General features: G+C 66.1%; 15 protein-coding genes. 12 read left to right on the plus strand and 3 right to left on the minus strand.

Annotation, left to right across the window (positions count from 1 at the left end):
- The first annotated feature begins 58 nt into the window (after positions 1-58).
- From prcB to DBZ45_RS15805, 12 genes are all read left to right on the plus strand, one after another.
- The gene (gene prcB, locus DBZ45_RS15750) at positions 59-880 is read left to right on the plus strand and encodes a proteasome subunit beta (protein ID WP_111904814.1); all 822 of its coding nucleotides are present in this window, start codon (positions 59-61) and stop codon (positions 878-880) included.
- Between the two features lies 1 nt (position 881).
- On the plus strand, positions 882-1589 hold the full coding sequence (prcA, locus tag DBZ45_RS15755; protein WP_111904815.1) for a proteasome subunit alpha: 708 nt from the start codon (positions 882-884) through the stop codon (positions 1587-1589).
- Position 1590: 1 nt separating this feature from the next.
- Positions 1591-2955 (plus strand): Pup--protein ligase, encoded by a 1365-nt coding sequence (pafA, locus tag DBZ45_RS15760; RefSeq protein WP_102973624.1) that lies wholly within the window; start codon positions 1591-1593, stop codon positions 2953-2955.
- A 113-nt stretch (positions 2956-3068) separates the two neighbouring features.
- Positions 3069-3998 carry an FKBP-type peptidyl-prolyl cis-trans isomerase gene (locus DBZ45_RS15765; protein ID WP_111904816.1) on the plus strand — a complete coding sequence of 310 codons (930 nt, stop codon included), beginning with the start codon at positions 3069-3071 and terminating at the stop codon, positions 3996-3998.
- A gap of 49 nt (positions 3999-4047) precedes the next feature.
- Complete coding sequence (locus DBZ45_RS15770; protein ID WP_102973626.1) at positions 4048-4443, plus strand: FKBP-type peptidyl-prolyl cis-trans isomerase; 396 nt, start codon at positions 4048-4050, stop codon at positions 4441-4443.
- Positions 4444-4564: 121 nt separating this feature from the next.
- Positions 4565-6574 (plus strand): helix-turn-helix transcriptional regulator, encoded by a 2010-nt coding sequence (locus DBZ45_RS15775; protein ID WP_111904817.1) that lies wholly within the window; start codon positions 4565-4567, stop codon positions 6572-6574.
- A gap of 58 nt (positions 6575-6632) precedes the next feature.
- Positions 6633-7001 (plus strand): hypothetical protein, encoded by a 369-nt coding sequence (locus DBZ45_RS15780; protein WP_111904818.1) that lies wholly within the window; start codon positions 6633-6635, stop codon positions 6999-7001.
- Between the two features lie 35 nt (positions 7002-7036).
- Positions 7037-7306 carry a Sec-independent protein translocase subunit TatA gene (tatA, locus tag DBZ45_RS15785; RefSeq protein WP_111904819.1) on the plus strand — a complete coding sequence of 90 codons (270 nt, stop codon included), beginning with the start codon at positions 7037-7039 and terminating at the stop codon, positions 7304-7306.
- Positions 7307-7354: 48 nt separating this feature from the next.
- A complete protein-coding gene (gene tatC, locus DBZ45_RS15790) occupies positions 7355-8149 on the plus strand; it encodes a twin-arginine translocase subunit TatC (protein WP_190243157.1) in 795 nt (264 codons plus the stop codon).
- Between the two features lie 24 nt (positions 8150-8173).
- On the plus strand, positions 8174-11068 hold the full coding sequence (locus tag DBZ45_RS15795; protein ID WP_111904820.1) for a DEAD/DEAH box helicase: 2895 nt from the start codon (positions 8174-8176) through the stop codon (positions 11066-11068).
- 76 nt (positions 11069-11144) lie between these two features.
- Positions 11145-12806 carry an amidohydrolase gene (locus DBZ45_RS15800; RefSeq protein WP_111904821.1) on the plus strand — a complete coding sequence of 554 codons (1662 nt, stop codon included), beginning with the start codon at positions 11145-11147 and terminating at the stop codon, positions 12804-12806.
- Between the two features lie 432 nt (positions 12807-13238).
- A complete protein-coding gene (locus DBZ45_RS15805; protein ID WP_111904822.1) occupies positions 13239-13976 on the plus strand; it encodes a polyprenol monophosphomannose synthase in 738 nt (245 codons plus the stop codon).
- Positions 13977-14083: 107 nt separating this feature from the next.
- Here DBZ45_RS15805 and DBZ45_RS15810 read toward each other — a convergent pair whose 3' ends face one another.
- The 3 genes from DBZ45_RS15810 to DBZ45_RS15820 all read right to left on the minus strand — a co-directional run bounded on the left by DBZ45_RS15810 (position 14084) and on the right by DBZ45_RS15820 (position 16293).
- Positions 14084-14431, minus strand: coding sequence for an RNA polymerase-binding protein RbpA (locus tag DBZ45_RS15810; RefSeq protein WP_003802221.1), 348 nt, complete (start codon positions 14429-14431; stop codon positions 14084-14086).
- Positions 14432-14741: 310 nt separating this feature from the next.
- Entirely contained in the window at positions 14742-15728 is a 987-nt protein-coding gene (locus DBZ45_RS15815) for an SPFH domain-containing protein (protein WP_111904823.1), read from the minus strand.
- A 103-nt stretch (positions 15729-15831) separates the two neighbouring features.
- Complete coding sequence (locus tag DBZ45_RS15820; protein ID WP_111904824.1) at positions 15832-16293, minus strand: NfeD family protein; 462 nt, start codon at positions 16291-16293, stop codon at positions 15832-15834.
- Between the last annotated feature and the right edge of the window lie 30 nt (positions 16294-16323).

A 16323-nucleotide genomic window follows, 5' to 3' on the forward strand; every position in this document is an offset into this window, starting at 1 on the left:
GCACGGAAGCCACAGCTACCGGACAGCCGCTGAATTATGACGTTGAAGGAGTGCACCAGTGCAGGAGACAACAGCCAACAAGGTAGCCGCCCACGCGACGTCGTCGTTCACTGAGCATCTCCAACGCGACCGTCCGGAACTGCTTCCCCAATACGCACCATTCGCTGCGGGCACGTCCACCGGCCAGCCGCTGGCCGTGCCCCACGCCACCACCATCGTGGCCATGACCTATGCTGGCGGCATCGTCATGGCCGGCGACCGCCGCGCCACCATGGGCAACATCATCGCCAGCCGGCACATCGAAAAGGTCTTTCCCGCAGACCAGTACTCTGTAGTCGGCATCGCCGGCACGGCAGGCATCGCGATCGACCTGACCCGCCTGTTCCAGGTGGAGCTGGAACACTACGAAAAGATCGAAGGCACCCCGCTGAGCCTGGAGGGCAAGGCGAACCGTCTGGGAGCCATGATCCGGGGCAACCTGCCGATGGCACTGCAGGGCCTGGCCGTGGTCCCGCTGTTCGCTGGCTTTGACTCTGCCGCCGGAGCGGGGCGGCTCTTCTCCTACGACGTGACCGGCGGCCGCTATGAGGAACAGGAACACCACGCGGTGGGCTCCGGATCAATGTTCGCCCGCGGCGCGCTCAAAAAGCTTTGGCGGCCCAACCTTCCCGAGGACGAAGCCATAGCCGTCGCCGTGGAGTCCCTCTACGATGCCGCCGACGACGACTCCGCCACCGGCGGCCCCGACCCCGTGCGGCAACTGTGGCCCGTGGTGTATGCCGTCAACCGGGCCGGCGCCCGGCGGGTGTCGGAGCGCGACCTCGCCGCCATGGCCGGAAACATCATCGAGTCCAGGACAGCTGCCCGGAGAGAGGCCTGATATGACACAGCAGTTCTATGTCTCTCCCGAACAGCTAATGAAGGACCGTGCGGATTTCGCACGGAAAGGCATCGCCCGCGGACGGTCCGTGATCGTGGTCAGCTGCGAGGACGGCATTGCCCTCGTGGCCGAGAACCCGTCTCCCTCGCTGCACAAGATCGGCGAGATCTACGACAAGATCGCCTTCGCCGCGGTCGGCAAGTACAACGAGTTTGAGAGCCTCCGCCAGGCCGGAGTGCGCTATGCCGACGTCCGCGGCTATTCCTACGACCGCGAGGACGTCACGGCCAGAGGACTGGCCAGCGTCTACGCCCAGAGCCTGGGCGCCGTCTTCACCGCGGAGCAGAAGCCGTTCGAGGTGGAGCTGGCCGTGGCAGAGGTGGGAGCCAGCCAGGACCTCGACCATCTCTACCGGCTCACGTTCGACGGCTCGATCGCGGACGAGCACAACTTCATTGTGATGGGCGGCCAGGCGGACAAGGTGTCCGGGGCGATCGAGGGCGGCTGGCAGCGCGACCTGTCATTCGCCGCGGCGATCCGGCTGGCCGTCAGGGGACTCGTGACGGACAACGAGGCACGCGACCTGCCGGCCAAGGCCTTGGAAGTGGCGGTGCTGGACCGCAGTTCGGAAAGCAACAGGGGGACGCGGAGGGCTTTCCGCAGGTTGTCCGACCAGGACGTTGTGGAACTGCTGGCTGAGGAGAGCTGACATGGACAAGAGGATCTTCGGCATTGAAACCGAATTCGGGATTTCCTATTCGAGCCCGGACTCCCGGCCCCTCGCACCGGAGGAGGTGGCCCGCTACCTGTTCCGCAAGGTGGTCAGCTGGGGCCGGTCCTCCAACGTGTTCCTCACCAACGGGTCCCGCCTGTACCTCGACGTGGGCTCGCACCCGGAATACGCCACCGCGGAATGCGATGACCTCGCCCAGCTGATCGCCCATGACCGCGCCGGGGAGCTCATACTGGACGACCTCGTGGACGAGGCCCAGTCCAGGCTTGCCGCCGAGGGCTTCAACGGGACGGTGTACCTGTTCAAGAACAACACCGATTCCGCGGGCAACTCCTACGGAAGCCATGAGAACTACCTCATTCCGCGCCGCGGCGAGTTCACCCGGCTGGCCGAGATCCTCATCCCGTTCCTCGTCACCCGCCAGCTCATCGCCGGTGCGGGCAAGATCCTGAAGACGCCGCACGGGGCCACCTACGCGTTTTCGCAGCGGGCGGACCACATCTGGGAGGGCGTGTCCTCGGCCACCACCCGTTCCCGGCCGATCATCAACACCCGGGACGAGCCGCATGCCGACGCCGAGTTCTACCGCCGGCTCCATGTGATCGTGGGCGACTCCAACATGTCCGAGACCACGGCGCTGCTCAAGGTAGGCACCGTAGACCTCATTCTGCGGATGATTGAGGCCGGCGTGATCATGCGGGACATGCGGATGGAAAACCCCATCCGCAGCATCCGGGAGATCTCCCATGACCTGAGCGGCCGCGCCCTGGTCCGGCTCGCCAACGGCCGCCAGCTCACCGCGCTGGAGATCCAGCAGGAGTACCTCAGCAAAGTCACGGCGTTCGTCGAGGAAAACGGCGCCCACAACCCGCACGTGCCGCTGATCCTGGACCTGTGGGGGCGGACGCTGCGCGCAATCGAAAGCGGCGACACCAGCACTATCGACACCGAGATCGACTGGGCCATCAAGAAGAAGCTCATGGACAGTTACCGCAGGCGCCACGGCCTGGGCCTGGACGCCCCCAGGATCGCGCAGCTGGACCTCACCTACCACGACATCTCCCGTTCCCGCGGCCTGTATTACCTGCTCCAGTCCCGCGGCGCCGTTCGCCGGGTGACCGAGGAAACGGCCATCAAGGACGCCGTGGACGCCCCGCCGCAGACCACCCGGGCCAAGCTGCGCGGCGATTTCGTCCGCAAGGCGCAGGAACTGGGCCGGGACTACACCGTGGACTGGGTCCACCTGAAGCTCAACGACCGCGCGCACCAGACCATTTTGTGCAAGGACCCGTTCCGCAATGTTGACGAGCGGGTCGATGCCCTTCTGGACTCTATGGGCTGATACCCAGCTTTCCGCGTTACTCTGGAAGAGGCCGTTCTGCGGTCCTGACTGCTTTGCCGTGTGCGGCACCTCCACCGGCAGGGCATCCATCTTGCCCCGACGAAAGTTCTTACGTGCGCCGACTACTAGCAATTCTTCTTCCCGCGCTGCTTCTGCTGACCGCCTGCGGTGGCCAGGAGCCAGCAGCCCCGGAACCGACCAGCCAGTCCGCGGGTGACACCGCCAAGTTCGACTCGCTCAAGCTGACGGACAACGGTGACAAGAAAGCCCCCAAGGTCGAGTTCACCAAGCCGCTGGCCGTTACCGAACCTACCGTCAAGGTGGTCACGGAAGGCGGCGGGGACCGCGTCAAGGCCAACCAGATTGCCGAGATTTCTGTCCTTGCCCTCAACGCCAAGGACGGTTCCACGCTGGACGACAGTTTCCCCCGCGATCCCGAGCCCCTGGAACTGAACGACAAACTCAAGACCGGCAGCGCAATCGTCTACAACGCGTTCGTTGGCGCCAAGGTAGGCTCACAGCTCGCCCTCGCCATCCCGGGCAAGGCAGCGGCTGAAGGCCAGGCTGCCCAGCCGACCCAGCTCCTGATCATCAAGGTGCTTTCGACCAAGGAAGCCCCGAAGGTCCTGGACAAGCCGGAAGGCGATCCGGTCACCCCGCCGGCGGGCCTTCCGACCGTCACCGAAAAGGACGGCGTCCCGGAGATCGCGGTCAAGGGAGTGGCCGCCCCCAAGAAGCTCATCGCCCAGGACCTGATCAAGGGCAAGGGCGCCGCCGTCAAGGCAACGGACACGCTCACCGTCAACTACGTCGGCGTGGCCCTGGCCAGCGGCAAGAAGTTCGACTCCAGCTTTGACCGCAAGGAGCCGGCCTCGTTCCCGCTGAACCAAGTCATCAAGGGCTGGACTCAGGGCCTGGCCGGCAAGACTGTCGGCTCGCGCGTCCTGCTCGTCATCCCCAAGGATCTCGCCTACGGCGACTCCGGCCAGGGTGACGCCAAGGGCGACCTCGTGTTCGTCGTCGACATCCTCGGTGTTAAATAAGCAAAGCGTCAAGTAAGCAACCAAACACCCACCAGCAGAAGGAGCAAGCATGTCATTTGGGCAGCGCAAAATCGACCGTGAAAAGCCGGAAATCGACTTCCCCGAAGGCCCGGTGCCCACGGAACTCGTCATCACGGACATCATTGAGGGCGACGGCCCCGAGGCCAAGGCCGGCGACACCGTGTCCACGCACTACGTCGGCGTGGCCTGGTCTACCGGCGAAGAGTTCGACGCATCCTGGGGCCGCGGCGCCCCGCTCGACTTCCGCGTCGGCGTCGGCCAGGTCATCCAGGGCTGGGACCAGGGGCTGCTCGGCATGAAGGTCGGCGGACGCCGCCGCCTTGAGATCCCCTCGGAGCTGGCTTACGGCTCACGCGGTGCCGGCGGAGCGATCGGCCCGAACGAGGCTCTGATCTTCGTCGTGGACCTGGTGGGCGTCCGCTAGTCCCCATGGGGTGGGTCCACCACCCACCCCATGCCTAAGCGCGGTAACAATCGGAAGGATTTTCCGGATTGTTGCCGCGCTTTCGCGTTTTTGCCGGAATGGCTTTAGTAACGTAACGAGGGTGTCCGCCCAACGTACTGAACGCCTGCTGAACCTCCTGATAGCCCTGCTGAACTCGCGGTACGGCCTTCGGCGCAGTGAGCTGCGGGAGAAAATCTATGCCGGCGGCGCGGCCAGCGACGCCACCTTTGGCCGCATGTTCGAACGCGACAAGAACGACCTGCGGGACTTCGGCTTCGACGTCGAGACTGTCACGGACCTGGGCTGGAGTTCGGACGATCCCGGCACCACCCGGTACCGGATCGGCAAGGAGTCCAACCGCCTCCCGGATGTGGAACTCTCCCCGGACGAATGGGCGGTCCTGCTGCTGGCTTCGCAGCTGTGGGAGCAGGCGGCGCTGGGCACGGCGGCGAGCAACGCCCTACGCAAGCTTCAGGCGGCGGGCGGCCTGGCCGACGTCGAACTTCCGGCCGGCGTGCAGCCGCGCATCAAGCCGGCGGGCCAGGCGTTCGAGGACCTCGTGGCCGCCATGCACGCCCAGCACGCCGTCCGTTTCCTCTACCTGGCCGGCAGCACGGGGCGGGAAGAGGAGCGCGTCGTTGAACCCTGGGGCCTGGGCAGCCGCTTCGGCCAGTGGTACCTCGTCGGTTTCGACCGGGGCCGCGGCGCCAAGCGCTTCTTCCGGCTGTCGCGCTTCACGTCCGCCGTCACAATTCTGGGGCGGGAGGCCTTCACGCCGCCCGCCGGCTTCAACGTGCGTACCGAGCTGGACAGCCTTCCGGAGCTTCCGGTCAGGGCCGCCGTCGTGGACGTCCGCAGCGGCAAGCTTTTGGGGCTGCGCAAGCGCGCCGCTGCGGCCACTGCGTCCCCGGACGCGGACCGGGACGTGTCCCAGGACAAGGAGGCCGACGCCGGGTGGGACCGGCTGACCGTCCCCTACCGAGACGCTGAGGTGCTCGGGGAGGAGCTGGCCTCCTATGGGCCGAACGTCAGGGTGGTGGGCCCCGCGGAACTGTCCACTGCCGTGCAGCGCCGCCTGGAGAATGCCGCCGCCTTCATCGACGCTCCGGTGCCGCCTTACTCGTTCGCGCATGTCGGGACGGGAAAACGGACCCGCAAGCGAACTTCGGAAGACCAGCTTAAGCGGATGCTGCAGCTGGTGCCCTTTCTGGTCCGCAACCAGGGCCTGCCCATCGAGGAGGTTGCCGACCGATTCGGGGTAACCCGCCAGGAACTGGAGGGCGATCTGCTCATCCTGATCTGCTCCGGCCTGCCGCAGGGATACCCGGACGAGCTGCTGGACATCCAGTGGGAAGAAGGGCACGTTTTCATCAGCCAGTCCATGGAGCTGAACCGGCCGGTCCGCTTCACCGTGGACGAGGCCTGTGCGCTGCTCACCGGCCTCGAGACACTGAACGGCCTGCCGGAACTGGCCGAGGGAAGCGCCCTGGAATCGGTGACGCTCAAGCTGATGGCTGCCGCGGGGGAGGAGGGGCTCCGTGCCGCTGCCCTCTCCGGTCCGGAGGTGGGACCCGGCAACTCGGCCAACCTCGAGGTTATCCGGGACGCGATTGAATCAGGGTCCCAGCTGCACCTCGTCTACCTTTCCGCGCAGAAGGATACGCTTTCGGAGCGGGACGTGGATCCGCTCCGGCTCTACTCCATGGACAACACCTGGTACTTCGAGGCGTACTGCCATTCGGCGGACGGGCTGCGGAATTTCCGGCTGGACCGGATCGAGGACCTCACCCCCACCGGAAACCCAGTTTCGTCCGAGAGAAAGCCCGACGGCGGGTTCCCGGCAAAACTGTTCACCCCCAACGACGACGACACCCTGGTCACCGTTCAGCTCTCTGCCCGCGGAGCCGGGCTCGCGGACGACTATTATGCCGAGCGGACGGCACCGCTGCCGGACGGCGGCTTGGTGGCCGATATCCGGTTCGGCAACACGGCATGGCTGCCCATGTTCGTGGCCCAGCACGGTGGGACGGCACGGATCCTGGAGCCCGAGGCCCTTGCCCGCGCCTCGCGGGACTGGATCGAGGCGGCCCTGGCACACTACAAGGGCTAGCCGGTACAACGGCTGGCCCGTACAAAAGTTAACTCGTCCGGCAGTTAGACTACTCAGCATGCCTTGGTGGTCCTGGATTCTTATTTGGGTGGCCCTTGTGTCACTGTCGCTGCTGCTCTTCGTGCTGATGGGCGTTCGCCTGTTCCGCCAGTTCATGGCAACCGTCAAGGAGCTCGGCGAAGCGGGCGACAAACTCACCAGCCTTCCGGTTGCGGCGGCAGCGTCGGCTGGCGCCGCCGGTCCGGTGCCTGGCCCCTATGCCGGCGGGGTGGCGCCGGGCACGGCGCCTTTTGCCTCGCCGCACCAGATGCAGCATGATTACCACGCGTCCAAAGAGGCCCGCAGGGAGGCCCGGCGCCAGCGCCGGGTCCGCCGGAAGACCGACCGGGGCCAGCCCCAGCGGCTGCGCGACATCGAATTCAGATAAACGTAGGATGTAGCTAAACGAAAGGAACACCCACCATGAGGCTTGAAGGCTGGCATCTCATCATCATCATCGTCCTGGCTTTGGTGCTCTTCGCTGCACCGAAACTTCCCGGCATGGCCCGGAGCCTCGGCCAGTCGATGCGCATTTTCAAGTCGGAAGTCCGCGAAATGAAGAAGGACGGCGCGCCTGAAGCCAAGGACGGCTCGGATCCCGTCGAAGGCACCGTCGTCAACCACCCGCGTTCCGCCGCCACGGACAACCGTCCCGCAGACGGGAACGACGTTCCGCCGCCCAACCGCGCCTAGGATTTCGTGGCACTGACCATGAGTCGTCAATCCAACCCTGAGGGACGGATGGCTCTGCTGGACCATCTGCGCGAACTCAGGAACCGGCTGTTCAAGTCCGCCATTGCCGTTGTGCTCGCCACAGTTGCGGGTTTCCTGGTCTACCAGCCCATGCTCGCGGCCCTGATCAAACCGATCAAGGACCTCAACGAGAGCGAGGGCCGGCAGGCGTCGCTTAACTTCGACGGAGTGGCGAGCTCCTTCGACCTGATGATCCAGGTGTCGGTGTTCCTGGGGTTGATCCTGGCCAGCCCGGTCTGGCTGTACCAGCTCTGGGCGTTCATCGTCCCCGGACTGCACAAGAAGGAACGCCGGCTGGCACTGTCCTTCGTGGCGGCCGCAGTGCCGCTCTTCATCGGGGGCGTGACGATGGCGTGGCTCGTCCTGCCCAATGCTGTAAGGGTCCTGACTGATTTCACCCCGGCGGGCGGATCCAACTTCATCAGCGCGCAGGTCTACCTCTCCTTCGTGCTGCGGCTGCTGGTCGCCTTCGGCATTGCCTTCCTCCTCCCGGTTGTCCTGGTGGGGCTGAACCTCGCCGGAATCCTCCGCGGGGAGCAGCTCATCAAAAGCTGGCGCATCACCGTGTTCCTTGTCTGCCTGTTCGCAGCCATGGCCGCCCCGGGCGGCGACGCGATGAGCATGTTCTACCTTGCCGGCCCCATGCTCCTGCTCTTCTTCCTGGCCATCGGCCTGTGCGTCCTGAACGACCGCCGTCGAGCACGCCGGGCCGTGAAGCGCGCCGCTGAGACAGAGGCCACAGCCGATGTCGGGACTCCGAGCAGTGAGCTGAAGAATCTCTAGGCACGCCACCGCTAGGCTTGAGGAATGTCCACCACCACTCCGTCGCCCTCCGAACGGTACCGCGCCAGCGCCGAACGGGCCGCGGAAGCAAAGACCCACCTGGGTGCATTCGCCCGCACACTGAGCTTTGAACTGGATGACTTCCAGCGGCAGGCGTGCAAGTCCCTGCAGGAAGGCCGCGGGGTGCTGGTCGCCGCGCCCACCGGTGCCGGCAAGACCATCGTGGGGGAGTTCGCCGTCTACCTGGCACTCCAGCGCGGACTGAAGGCCTTCTACACCACGCCCATCAAGGCGCTCAGCAACCAGAAATTCACCGAGCTGGCGGAGAAATACGGCGAGGCGAACGTCGGACTCCTGACTGGCGACACCAGCATCAACGGCGACGCGCCCGTGGTGGTCATGACCACCGAGGTCCTCCGCAACATGCTGTACGCCGACTCCGACACTCTGTTCGACCTCGGTTTTGTGGTCATGGACGAGGTCCACTACCTGGCCGACCGCTTCCGGGGAGCAGTCTGGGAGGAAGTCATCATCCACCTGCCCAGCGAGGTGCAGGTCGCCTCCCTCAGCGCCACGGTGTCCAATGCCGAAGAGTTCGGCGCCTGGCTGGACACCGTCCGCGGCGACACCGACGTGATCGTCTCCGAACACCGGCCCGTGCCGCTGTGGCAGCACGTCATGGTGGGCCGGGACATTCTGGACCTTTTCGCGGGCGAGACCACCTTCGACGAAATCGCCCCCGCCGGCAGCCCTGCGGCGGCAGCTGCCCTGCCACTGGCGCCGTCACCCGACGACGCCGGCCAGCGGGGTTTCGAGGTCAATCCTGAACTGCTGACGCTCTCGAGGGCCGAAAGCCAGCTCAACTTCCAGGGCCGCTTCGGCCACGGCGGCCGGAGCCAGCGGCGCCAGCAGCGCCAGCGCTACGGCGACCGGCCCCAGCAGGAGACCCGTACCGCGGCTCGGAGGGCCAGCCGCCCGCAGGTCATCGCAAGCCTTGACCGGCAGGACCTGCTGCCCGCCATCACCTTCATTTTTTCCCGGGCCGGGTGTGATGCCGCCGTCGCCCAGTGCGTGGCGTCCGGACTCTGGCTCACAACGGAGCGGGAACAGCGCATCATCGCCCAGCGCGTGGACGAAGCGGGCCAGGACATCCCCACTGACGACCTTGAAGTGCTGGGCTTCTGGAACTGGCGCGACGGGCTACTCCGCGGCTTCGCGGCCCACCACGCGGGCATGCTTCCCACCTTCAAGGAAGTCGTCGAAAAACTCTTTGCGGACGGCCTCGTGAAGGCGGTTTTCGCCACAGAGACGCTGGCCCTCGGCATCAATATGCCCGCCCGCTCAGTGGTGCTGGAGAAGCTGGACAAGTTCAACGGCGAATCCCACGTGGACATCACGGCAGGCGAGTACACCCAGCTCACCGGCCGGGCGGGCCGGCGCGGCATCGACGTCGAAGGCCATGCCGTGGTTCTGTGGCAGCCGGGCACGGACCCGGCTGCCGTGGCCGGCCTTGCCTCCCGCCGGACGTATCCGCTGAATTCCAGCTTCCAGCCCACGTACAACATGAGCATCAACCTGCTGGCCCAATTCGGGCGGCCGCGGGCCAGGGAAATCCTGGAGTCCTCCTTCGCCCAGTTCCAGGCTGACCGTTCGGTGGTCGGGCTGGCCAGGCAGGTGCGCAGCCGTGAGGAGTCGCTGGCCGGCTACGCAAAGTCGATGACGTGCCATCTGGGCGACTTCACCGAATACGCGCGCCTCCGGCGGGAACTTTCCGACGCAGAGAACTTCACTTCGCGGAGCAAGTCGCGGGCCCGCAAGTCGCTCAACGAGGATTCCCTGAGCCGGCTCCTGCCGGGCGATGTCGTGGATGTCCCGGCCGGGAGGGCCCCGGGTTTCGCCGTAGTGCTGAGCTCGGACCACAGCTCCCGGGAGCCCAGGCCCGCGATCCTGACACTGGAAAACCAGCTGCGCCGGATCGGCGTCGATGACCTCGAGGGGCCCATTGCGCCGCTGACCCGGATCAGGATCCCCAAGTCCTTCAACGCCAAGGTTCCCAAGTCGCGGCGGGACCTGGCCTCGTCGGTCCGGAACGCGCTGCGGGAGAACCGGCCGCCGGCCCGGGGAAACAGCCGCAACACCGACTTCGGGCTGGGCTCTGCCATGCAAAACCAGGAAAAGAAGATCGCCGACCTGCGGCGTGCCCTGCGCGCCCACCCGTGCCACGGCTGCAGCGAACGCGAGGACCACGCAAGGTGGTCCGAACGCTGGTGGAAGCTGCGCAAGGAAACCGACGGCCTGGTCCGCCAGATCCAGGGGCGCACCAACACCATCGCCAAGACGTTTGACCGGGTCTGCGATGTCCTGTCCGCCTATGGCTACCTGGAATCCACCGAGGACGGGCAGCACCGCATCAGTCCTGACGGCCAGCGGCTGCGCCGGATCTACGGCGAGAAGGACCTGCTGATCTCCCAGGCACTGCGGCAGGGCGCGTTCGATGACCTCGACGCCGTGGAGGTGGCTGCCTTCGCCAGCGTGCTGGTGTACCAGGCCAAGCGTGAGGACCGCGGCCTGCGGCCCCGCATGCCCAGCATCGCACTTGAGACGGCCGTGGATATCGTGGTCCATGAGTGGTCTGCGCTGGAGGACGTGGAGGAACAGAACAAGCTGCCGCTCACCGGCGAGCCCGAACTTGGACTGGTCTGGCCCATGTACAAGTGGGCCCGCGGCCGGCATCTGCAGGAGGTGCTCAGCGGCACCGACCTGGCCGCCGGCGACTTCGTCCGGTGGGTCAAGCAGGTGATCGACCTGCTGGACCAGCTTGCCAAGATTCCCGGCCTCGACCCCCGGCTGGCGCGGCTCTGCGCCGAGGCCATCAAACAGATCAGGCGGGGCGTCGTCGCCTACTCCACCGTGGGCTGACGGCCCGCACGGCCCGACCGCCCTATTGAACATTTCGCACCGAACACCCGGATTGAACACCCCAAGGAGCGCCTCCATGGCCGATGCCCCCGCCCGCCCGCAGGAGGGAACCGGACCGTCAAAGGTCACGCTATACCGCAACGGTTCCGTCTACACCGCGGCCGATCCCTTCGCCACGGCCATGCTCGTGGACGGCGACACCATCGCTTGGGTCGGTTCGGAGCAGGCTGCTGCTTCCATCGCAGACAGCTCCATGGACATCATCGATCTGCGCGGCGCCCTCGTCGCCCCGGGTTTTGTGGATTCCCACGCCCACCTGACGGAGACCGGCATCGCCCTGGACTCACTGCAGCTCGGCGGTGTCCGGTCCGCCCGCGAACTGCTGGACGCCGTCGCGGCCTCGGGCGGGGACGGCGCAGTGCTGGGACACGGCTGGGATGAGTCCCGCTGGGACAACCCCACGCTCCCGGATGCCGGAGAACTGGAGCGGGCTGCCGCTGGCCGTCCGGTCTACCTTTCCCGTGTTGACGTGCACTCGGCCCTCGTCTCGCCGTCACTCATAGCCAGTGCCGGGCTTGCGGAGCTGGACGGCTACGCGCCCGGCGGTCACGTCAGGCGCCATGCCCACAGTGCTGCCAGGCAGGCCACCCGCCGCCTTTCGTCCGCTGCGCTGCAGGAATACCAGCGGCGTACGCTGGACGAGGCAGCGGCCAACGGGTATGTGGCGCTGGCCGAGATGGGTGCACCAAAAATCAGCAGCGTCGAGGACCTGCGGGTGGCCGCCGGATGGAATGACGCGGCAGGCTCCCGGCCGGCGCCGGAGGTGCTCCCGTACTGGGGGCAACTGACGCCGACAGCGGCCGACGCCGAGGCGCTGCTTGCCGAGCTCGGCGTCCGGGTCCGCGGATTTGCCGGGGACCTGAACATCGACGGATCCATCGGCTCCCGCACGGCGTCCCTGCGCGAACCCTATGCCGACGCACCGGAGGAGAGCGGCACGACCTACCTTTCAGTCGCTGACGCGGCCGCGCACCTGGCGGCCTGTTCAGTGCTGGGTATACAGGGCGGATTCCACGTCATCGGCGACGCCGGCCTCGATGCGGCGTTGCAGGCCCTCGAGGAGGCAGCCGCCGAGGTGGGGGAGCAGCGGGTCCGGGCCGCAGGGCACCGCTTTGAGCACGTCGAAATGGCCGACGCCGACGCCATTGCCCGCCTGGCTAAGTACTCCGTGACGGTCAGCGCGCAGCCCGTCTTCGACGCTGCGTGGGGCGGCCAAGGACGCCTCTATGAGCAGCGTCTCGGTACCCGCAGCCGGGGCATGAACCCGTTCGCCTCGTTTTACTCGGCAGGTGTCCCGATCTGCTTTGGCAGCGACACCCCGGTGACGCCGCTCCGACCATGGTCCAGCGTGCGGGCCTGCCTCGAACACCACGACGCAGACCAGCGCATCTCTGCCCGTGCAGCCTTCCTCGGCCACACGCGGGCAGGCTGGCGCGCCGCGCGGTACGAAAATCCCATGGCCGGCCAGCTGGTACCGGGCGCACCCGCAACTTTCGCCGTCTGGGAAGTGGATGAGCTCATGGTCCAGGTGGCTGACGGCAGGGTCCAGTCCTGGAGCACGGATCCCCGTGCCCGCACGCCGCTGCTGCCGGCACTGGACACTGGCACGGATCCCCGGTGCCTGCAGACGGTGCGGAACGGGCTGGAGCTGTTCTCCGCACGGGCCCTGCGCGCCTGATAAGCCGGCGGGTCTGGCGGCGACATATTGCGCCATCCAGCCGCCATCTGGCGACGCATCACCCGCCGAGAAGTGCCTCTGACGTGCGACGATACGTGAACTGGCAGGTCAGAGGGCTGTTGACAGCCCCCAGCCAGTCCGTAGCATTGTGCTTCCGGGGCGGGTCCAAAGCGCAGCAGAAAACAGTTCCTCCATCCGCTTATCGCGGCATCAGCAACTGGCCCGTGGCGCGTGGACCCGCCCGTGGCGCAACCGGACCCCGGCAGCCGTGCTGCTGATGAACAAGCGCGAAGGGCACTTACGGCCCCGTTGCCGGCTATGCGGACGGAAGGGCTGTCCGGGGACCGTATAATGGGGAGTTGCGCTTTACGAGCCGGCGTTCCCGCCAGGCTCCCCGCGTGCTGACCGCTCCCATCCAGGAAAGGCCTCCCTGTGCGTGTCCTCACCATCATCCCGACCTACAACGAGCTGGAGTCGCTTCCCAAGACTCTGGGACGCCTCCGCGCCGCCGTGCCGGCTTCCGACGTCCTCGTTGTGGACGACAACAGCCCGGACGGCACCGGACAGCTGGCGGACAGCATCGCTGCCGCGGACAACCAGGTCCACGTACTGCACCGGAAGGGCAAGGAGGGCCTGGGCGCCGCCTACATCGCGGGCTTCAAGTGGGGACTGGACGCCGGCTACGACGTCCTTGTGGAGATGGACGCCGACGGTTCGCACCAGCCCGAACAGCTGCCCTCCCTGCTGGAGGCCGTGGACCAGGGCGCAGACCTCGCCATGGGTTCCCGCTGGGTGAAGGGTGGAAGCGTCGTGAACTGGCCGCTGTACCGCCAGGCCATCTCCCGGACCGGGAGCACATACGCGCGCATCATGCTCGGCCTCAAGATCAAGGATGTCACTGGCGGGTACCGGGCGTTCCGGCGCACCACGCTCGAGAAGCTGAACCTGGACCAGGTCGATTCCGTGGGCTACGGCTTCCAGGTGGATCTCGCGTGGCGCGTAGCGAAGATGGGGCTGAACATCGTAGAGCGGCCCATCACGTTCGTGGAACGTGAACTGGGCGCTTCCAAGATGAGCGGCAATATCGTGGTTGAGGCCATGATCAATGTGACGAAGTGGGGCCTGACCGCCCGCTGGCGGAAGTTGACCGGCAAGACCCCGCGCGACTGACGGCACAAGGACCAGGCGGATACGCAAAAGGCCGGATCGGCTGCAACCAAATGGTGCAGCGGATCCGGCCTTTTTGGCTGTAGCGCCAGCCTGCCGGCCAGTAGCGGTTAGGCTGAACGCCGTTCGCCGCGACGCTCGCGCAGGATGGTGAGGCGGTCTTCGAGGATCTGCTCAAGCTCGGGAAGCGAGCGGCGCTCCAGCAGCATGTCCCAGTGCGTTCGGACTGCTTTTTCGTTGCTGGTGTCCGGGCGTTCGCCATCAACGAGCAGCGCTTCCTTGCCGGTCTTGGAAACCCAGACAGGGGGAATTTCGGCTTCGGAAGAGAAGGTTACGAAAACCTGTTCGCCGTCCTCACACCGGTACTCAACCCGCTGACGCGGAGCCGGCTCCACGCCGGATTCGGTCTCCATGCTTTGGGCGCCAAGACGCATGCCTCGCAGGCTGCGATCGCTCATGATTTCTCCCTCTAATCGGTTCGCGGAGCGGACTCCGCGCTAGCCGGAAGCCCTGATAAGGGTGCCTCCGGACTACGGTGTGGTTCACGTAGCATCACTAGGTGAAACGCTTCGCCAAGCATTGTTGTTCCGCACGGACTGATCCGGCCGGACAAATATCCAATTATACGGATTCCGGCAGGCCGCAGCAATCCGGCCATGCAGCATCCGGCACAGGGCAGCAATCCGGCCAGCCGCAGCAACGCGGGTAGGTGCACAAGCAAAGGGAGGCAGGCCAACCGGTCTGCCTCCCTTTGCTTTCCTTACAACGCTACGCCTGGGTCCGGGCCGCCGCCTCGCCGGGGTGGCCGCCGGACGGGTCGGGTGGGCCGCCGTCCTGGCTCCCGAACAGGTCGCCGGACCGGGGATCAGGGTTGGTTCCGCCCAAAGCGCTGCCGATGCCTTTCAGTGCCTCGCCGACTTCGCTGGGGATGATCCACAGCTTGTTGGAGGAGCCTTCCGCGAGCTTCGGGAGGGTCTGCAGGTACTGGTAGGCCAGCAGCTTCTGGTCCGGGTTGCCCTTGTGGATGGCGTCGAACACCTTCTGGATGGCCTGCGACTCGCCGTCGGCACGCAGGATGGCAGCCTTGGCGTCACCCTCGGCCTTGAGGATGGCGGCCTGCCGCTGCCCTTCAGCGGTCAGGATCTGGGACTGCTTGGTTCCCTCGGCGGTCAGGATCGCGGCGCGGCGGTCACGTTCCGCCCTCATCTGCTTCTCCATCGAATCCTGGATGGAGTGCGGCGGGTCGATGGCCTTCAGTTCCACCCGGGAGACGCGGATGCCCCAGCGGCCGGTGGCTTCGTCCAGGACTCCGCGGAGCTGGCCGTTGATCTGGTCCCTGGAAGTGAGTGCCTCTTCCAGGTTCAGGCCGCCCACGACGTTACGCAGGGTGGTGGTGGTCAGCTGCTCCACGGCCTGGATGTAGTTGGCGATCTCGTAGGTGGCAGCGCGCGGATCGGTGACCTGGAAGTAGACCACGGTGTCGATCGACACCACGAGGTTGTCCTCCGTGATCACGGGCTGCGGCGGAAAGGACACCACCTGCTCGCGCAGGTCCAGCAGCGGCAGGAGCCGGTCAACAAAGGGGATGAGGAGGGTCAGGCCGGGATTGAGGGTCCGCTGGTATTTCCCCAGCCGTTCCACGACGCCGGCGCGGGCCTGCGGCACGATCCGCACCGAGCGGACCAGCACGATGATGACGAAAATGATCAGAACCACCAGCACGAACGTGAGTGCGATTCCGCCTGGGCTATCCATACTTCTCCTTTGTCCCCAACTTTCAGTGAAGCTCTAACCTGGCGAAAACTCGCCGCAATCTGCCGCTCCGCCGTGGCGGGAGCAGAAACCCATGGGGAACCGCCTACTGGACGGCGGTCTCGGCCTGTGGTGACACGACCGCCGTCGCACCTTCAATGGCCGAGACGATCACGCGCTGGCCTTCGGGCAGGACACCGGACTGCGAGCGGGCGCTCCAAATGTCGCCGCCGATCTTCACGCGTCCGCCGGTGGCGGTGACTGCCTCCAAAACAAGCGCTGATTCGCCGATCAGGCGGTCAATGTTGGTGCGCTGTTCGGGCGGGCCTTTGTGCAGGTGCTTGAGTGTCACCGGGCGGACGAATGCGATCATCAGCAGCGAGACGACGCAGAACACCACGATCTGCAGCCAGAGGTCAGCGCCGGCGAAGTCGGCCACCAGACCGGCCAGGGCGCCTCCGCCCAGCATGATGAAAAACAGGTCAAGGGTCAGCATTTCCACGGCGGCGAACACCAGGAAGAGGGTGAGCCACAGCGCCCACCAGTTTTGGCCAAGCCATTCAAGCATCGCTTTCCCCCTTGATCCCGAGGGCTGCGG

This window comes from Arthrobacter globiformis (genome assembly GCF_003261175.1).
GTDB classification, from domain to species: Bacteria; Actinomycetota; Actinomycetes; order Actinomycetales; family Micrococcaceae; genus Arthrobacter; species Arthrobacter globiformis_A.